The sequence below is a fragment of the Elstera litoralis genome (assembly GCF_000963705.1).
GTDB classification, from domain to species: Bacteria; Pseudomonadota; Alphaproteobacteria; order Elsterales; family Elsteraceae; genus Elstera; species Elstera litoralis.
Map to the genome: position 1 here is coordinate 1 of NZ_LAJY01000160.1, position 5,257 is coordinate 5,257.

Here is a 5,257-nt window from a genome sequence, read left to right on the forward strand (position 1 = left end):
CCTTCGCGGATAGCGAAGCGCAAGCCTTCGTCCATCGCGATCGGTTGGATGAGTTCCACATCCATCGACACGTTATCGCCCGGCATGACCATTTCGGTGCCTTCCGGCAGCGACACGTTCCCGGTGACATCCGTGGTACGGAAGTAGAACTGCGGACGATAGTTGGTGAAGAACGGCGTGTGACGACCGCCTTCTTCTTTCGTCAGAATATAGGCTTCCGCCTTGAACTTGGTGTGCGGCGTGATCGAGCCGGGAGCTGCCAGAACCTGACCGCGTTCCACGTCTTCACGCTTCGTGCCGCGCAGCAGCGCGCCGATATTGTCGCCCGCCTGGCCGCTATCGAGCAGCTTGCGGAACATTTCAACGCCGGTCACCGTCGTCTTCACCGTGGTCTTCAGACCGACGATTTCGACTTCTTCACCGACCTTCACAATGCCGCGTTCAACGCGACCCGTGACCACCGTGCCGCGACCCGAGATCGAGAACACGTCTTCGATCGGCATCAGGAACGGACGATCCACCGGGCGTTCCGGCTGCGGAATGTACGCGTCGACTTCGGCCATCAGCTTCAGAATAGCGTCGCGGCCGAGTTCCGGCTGCTTGTCTTCCAGCGCGCAGAGGGCCGAGCCCTTCACGATCGGAATATCATCGCCGGGGAACTGGTAGGACGACAGCAGCTCGCGCACTTCCATTTCAACCAGTTCGAGCAGATCGGGATCATCGACCATGTCGCACTTGTTGAGGAACACCACCAGCGACGGCACGCCGACCTGACGGGCCAGAAGAATATGTTCGCGCGTCTGCGGCATCGGGCCGTCAGCGGCCGACACAACCAGAATCGCGCCGTCCATCTGCGCCGCGCCGGTAATCATGTTCTTCACATAATCGGCGTGGCCGGGGCAATCGACGTGCGCATAATGGCGGTTCGCGGTTTCATATTCGACGTGCGCCGTCGAAATCGTGATCCCGCGCGCCTTTTCTTCCGGCGCCTTGTCGATCTGATCGTACGCCGTGAAGGTCGCCCCGCCCGATTCCGCCAAAATCTTCGTGATCGCGGCCGTCAGCGAGGTCTTCCCATGATCGACGTGACCAATCGTGCCGATGTTGCAATGCGGCTTGTTCCGCTCAAATTTAGCCTTCGCCATGAACTGGAGACTTCCTCTAAACCAAGGGGGTAACGACCACGGATGGGTCCAACGGTGGGCGACTGCTCGCGTCGGATCGTAAGCTGCGGGCGGCGCTGGAGCGGGTGAAGGGAATCGAACCCTCACAACCAGCTTGGAAGGCTGGGGCTCTACCGTTGAGCTACACCCGCCAGATCCGCGACCGAACAGCACCAATCCATACGCCAGCAGCGGTCCGCAATCGTTGATTCAGACGAACTTAACATTCTTCTGAATCAGCGTTTACGACCGCTTGCGGTGTGCCGCAGTCCGGCAAACCGGACTTCTAGGAACCTTGGTGGAGGGAGTTGGATTTGAACCAACGTAGACATTCGTCGGCAGATTTACAGTCTGCTGCCATTGACCGCTCGGCCACCCCTCCCAGGGTTCCCGGACGATTGTTGCCAACCGCCGCGACGGAGAGGGGATTATTGGATTACCCCCCCGCCTGTCAATCAATATGAGCATTCGGAGTCCTGTTTCGGGCGGTTTTATGACAAAGCCCCGCCCCGTTAATCCCTTGCTCCGGTGGCCGCGCCAGCGCAAACTAGCGCCCTCTTTGTCTCCTATTTGTGACTTGACTGCGCCCCATGCCCCCATCCCGTCCGCCGCGTTCCCCCGCTTCCCGAGGCCCCCGGCCCAATCCATCGTCGCCCGGCAAGAGCCCACCCCCGGAGACCCGCCGCGACGAGGCCCCGCGCGGTCGCCGGGGCGGCGGTCGTAGCGACGGCGGATCGAACCAGAACTGGCTGTTCGGCCATCATGCGGTGCGCGCCGCCCTCGCCAACCCCGACCGCACCTGCCGTCAACTGCTGCTAACCCCGGAAGCGGCGAAGGATTGGATGGAGGCAGGCCTAACCCCGACCATCGTCGACCGCACCGAGATCGACCGGCACGTGCCCGCCGGTGCGGTGCATCAGGGCGTCGCGCTGCTGGCCGATCCGTTGCCGGAACTGGCGCTGGAAGACGTGCTGTTTTCCGCCGCGCCCGACGCGCTGTTCGTACTGCTCGACCAAGTCACCGACCCCCATAATGTCGGCGCGATTCTGCGCTCCTGCGCCGTGTTCGGCGTGACGGCGCTGATTATGCCGGATCGCAATGCCGCGACCGCGACAGGCACGCTGGCGAAAACCGCCTCGGGCGCTTTGGAAGCCGTGCCGGTGGTGCGCGTCGTCAACCTCTCGCGCACGATCCGCCAGCTCCAAGAGGCGGATGTTTGGGTGATCGGCCTCGAAGGCATCGCCGAAAAGCCGCTGGAAGCCGTGCTGCGCCCCGGCCGCATCGCCCTCGTGCTCGGGGCCGAAGGGCCGGGCCTGCGGCGCTTGACCGGCGAGACCTGCGATACCCTCGGGCATCTTCCGACGGCGGGCGAGTTCGCCTCGCTGAACGTGTCGAACGCCGCCGCCGTCGCCCTCTATGCGACGCGGCGGGTTTTGGCGGGTGGTGCTGCCTGATGGGTTGGCGGGCGGCGCTTCTCGGCAGCCTTCTGGCAGCCTCCGGCCCAGCAACGGCGATCGTGCCGCAGCCGCAGCCCCCTGCGATGGTGAAAGCGCAAGCGCAGCTTCCCGGCGAAGCGCCTGCGCCCGCCGCCGAGCCCGCCAAGGAAGCCCCCGCCTTACGCTCTATACCTCCTTCGATCCCCAGCGACTCGCCGCCCTTCTCGCGGAATTTCAGAAGAACAGCGGCATTCAGGTTCAGGTCGAGATGGATCAGGCGGACCTGCTGCTAGGCCGCTTGTTACGCGAAGGCGCGACCACCGCCGCCGATGTGGTGCTGCTCCCCACCCTTACCCGCGCCGAGCGGGCGGCCACGGCGGGGCTGTTCGTGCCCGTCACCATCCCCGATATCGATAAGGCGATCCCCGCCGCCTACCGCGACCCCGGCGGGCGCTGGATTGCCGTAACCGGCTTCGTTCGGGCTGCCGTGGGGCTGGCCGAGAAGGTGAAAGCGTCGGACCTCGCCCGTTACGATGATTTGGCGAAACCTGCGTTCAAGGGCCGCCTGTGCTTGCCGCCGCTGGGGCGGCTCGCCAGCCGCTCCTTCCTCGCGACCCAGATGATCCCCGACCCGATGGCCGCCGAAACCTGGCTGAAAGGCGTCACTGCCAATGCCGTGGTCCTGCCGCCGGAAACCGCCGCCCCGGTGCCCGACGCCGAAGACCGCCCGCTGGTCCAGGCCCTAATCGACGGCAAATGCGACGTGGCGCTGATCGGCAGCCGTACCCTCGCCCGGCTTTCTGATAAGGGCGACGATCCCCTGCGCCCGGCCCTCGATAAGCTCGCCGTGAGTTTCCCAACCTTGGGCGAAGGGCGCGGCACGCCGGTGGACGTTGTCACCATCGGCGCGACCCAGGCGACCGGACGGCGCGAGGCCGCCGCGAAGCTGATGAGCTACCTCACCTCGGACACCGGGCAACGCCTGCTCGCCGAAGCCCTCTGGGGCTACCCGCTGAAACCGGGCACGCCGCTCTCGAACCCCGTGACCCGCTGGGGACCGTTTAAGGCCGACCCGACGCCGCTCTCGCACCTGCTGCCGCTGCTGCCGCAGGCGGCGGCGCTGGCGGACGGTGGGGGATGTAGGCTAGACGGCGGCGCACTCAATGGCATGAACATGCCCGGCGTCGGCGTAGCGCAAGATTTTCTTGTCGCCAGTCATGATCGGAATGCCCATCGCCCGCGCGGTTGCAATCAGCAGTCGGTCGGCAGGATCTTTGTGAAGGTCGCCCGGAAGCAGATAGGCAGCAATCGCCATGCCCCCTGTAAAAGGGGCTTCGGCAATTCCCGGCAGGGCCAGAAGGCGTGAATACCAAGCCAGCGGATCGGACAGGCATTCGAGTTTGCCCGCTTGTCCGAGAATGCCAATTTCCCACCCCGTAATAGGAGAGATGAATATTCCGGCGTGCGCCGACGCGAAAAGCCTCTCTAAGGATACCTCGCTCAACGCGCCTTCTGCGAACCAAAGCGCGGCGCAGGTATCGAGCAGAATCCCCGTGGCGGCCAAGCTCATCGGTGCAGAATCCCAAGTTCGGCGTCCATTACCCCCTCGAAGGCCGGTTCGGTCAGGTCAACCCCCTCGGCGATCACTATGGACCCACGCAACGCGCCATAGGCCGCGCGCAAGGCTTCTGCGGTTGTCTGCGGCGGCTTCATGACGGCGACGGGCTTTCCGCGTTTCGTCAGAACCAGTTCACCGATCTCATGTCGATCCAGCCGGTCGATATACTCAAGGCAATGCGCCTTAAACTCGGTCACGCTCAACGTCAGCAGGGGTTCCATCACGGAGCCTCCCAATCAGAACCAAAAAGGTGGTCATTATGAATGACCATTTACGAGTCGTAAAGAGCTTCTGCCTCCACACGCACTTCCCACGCCTCTTTGAACCCTGGCCGAGACAGCGCACGGGCAACGGCCTCAGCGACCACCAGCGGCACCGGCTCGAACCGGTCTTCGGTGCCTTTATCCATGCGCCTTAACCTCCTTCAACCGCCGCCGCGCAATTTCCAATTCACGCGGCGGACCTTTCGGACAAACGATTGCATAAGCCTAGATTTTTACACGCGCTCCCCGCCAAATCTAGCCCCATGACATCCCCCGCGCCCCCGCCTATAGTGCCCCGGCAATGACGGCGCTTCCCCTCTCCGACCTTCCCGACCTGACCACCAAACCGCTGAGCGTGCTTCAGTCGGTGTTCGGCTATGGGCAGTTTCGCGGGCCGCAGGCGGAGATCATCCATCATGTGATCGCGGGCGGCGATGCGCTGGTGTTGATGCCGACCGGCGGCGGCAAGTCGCTGTGCTATCAAATCCCGGCGCTGGTGCGCGAGGGCTGCGCGATTGTCGTCTCGCCCTTGATCGCCCTCATTCAAGATCAAGTCGCGGCGCTGCGGGAAGCTGGGGTCGCCGCGGCGGGGCTGCATTCGGGCCAAGAGCCCGCCGAACAGCGCGAGATTTTGCGCAAGCTTGCCGATGGCACGCTCGATCTTCTCTACATCGCCCCCGAACGCATCCAAAAAACGCCCGCGTTTCTCGAAGCCGCCGACCACGCCCGCCTCGCGCTGTTTGCCATTGACGAGGCCCATTGCGTTTCCCAATGGGG

Annotated in this window: 6 protein-coding genes, 2 tRNA genes and 1 pseudogene; 3 read left to right on the forward strand and 6 right to left on the reverse strand. The window is 64.0% G+C overall.

The window, feature by feature from the left end:
* From tuf to VZ95_RS07365, 3 genes are all read right to left on the reverse strand, one after another.
* On the reverse strand, positions 1 to 1,145 hold a 1,145-nt coding region (gene tuf, locus VZ95_RS07355; RefSeq protein WP_045775280.1), incomplete at its 3' end, for an elongation factor Tu.
* Between the two features lie 96 nt (positions 1,146 to 1,241).
* Positions 1,242 to 1,315: transfer RNA gene (locus VZ95_RS07360), tRNA-Gly, on the reverse strand.
* A 144-nt stretch (positions 1,316 to 1,459) separates the two neighbouring features.
* Positions 1,460 to 1,545 (reverse strand) — tRNA-Tyr (locus VZ95_RS07365).
* Positions 1,546 to 1,753: 208 nt separating this feature from the next.
* On the opposite strand from VZ95_RS07365, the gene rlmB reads away from it, so the two are divergent.
* A complete protein-coding gene (rlmB, locus tag VZ95_RS07370; protein ID WP_084627634.1) occupies positions 1,754 to 2,617 on the forward strand; it encodes a 23S rRNA (guanosine(2251)-2'-O)-methyltransferase RlmB in 864 nt (287 codons plus the stop codon).
* Entirely contained in the window at positions 2,580 to 3,965 is a 1,386-nt protein-coding gene (locus VZ95_RS07375; RefSeq protein WP_045775281.1) for an extracellular solute-binding protein, read from the forward strand. Before rlmB ends, VZ95_RS07375 begins: the two co-directional genes overlap by 38 nt.
* Here the strand turns inward: VZ95_RS07375 and VZ95_RS29200 are convergent.
* The 3 genes and pseudogenes from VZ95_RS29200 to VZ95_RS23940 form a co-directional block, all read right to left on the reverse strand.
* A pseudogene (locus tag VZ95_RS29200) lies at positions 3,846 to 4,169 on the reverse strand (type II toxin-antitoxin system VapC family toxin); the annotation flags it as partial. The gene VZ95_RS07375 and the pseudogene VZ95_RS29200 sit on opposite strands and share 120 nt — an antisense overlap.
* Positions 4,166 to 4,438, reverse strand: coding sequence for a type II toxin-antitoxin system Phd/YefM family antitoxin (locus VZ95_RS07380; protein WP_045775282.1), 273 nt, complete (start codon positions 4,436 to 4,438; stop codon positions 4,166 to 4,168). The gene VZ95_RS07380 and the pseudogene VZ95_RS29200, both read right to left, overlap by 4 nt.
* A gap of 50 nt (positions 4,439 to 4,488) precedes the next feature.
* Positions 4,489 to 4,626 carry a hypothetical protein gene (locus tag VZ95_RS23940; protein WP_156995142.1) on the reverse strand — a complete coding sequence of 46 codons (138 nt, stop codon included), beginning with the start codon at positions 4,624 to 4,626 and terminating at the stop codon, positions 4,489 to 4,491.
* A gap of 155 nt (positions 4,627 to 4,781) precedes the next feature.
* Between VZ95_RS23940 and VZ95_RS07385 the strand changes: the two genes are divergently transcribed.
* Positions 4,782 to 5,257, forward strand: a 476-nt coding sequence (locus VZ95_RS07385) for a DEAD/DEAH box helicase (protein WP_045775283.1), incomplete at its 3' end; no start/stop codon positions are given.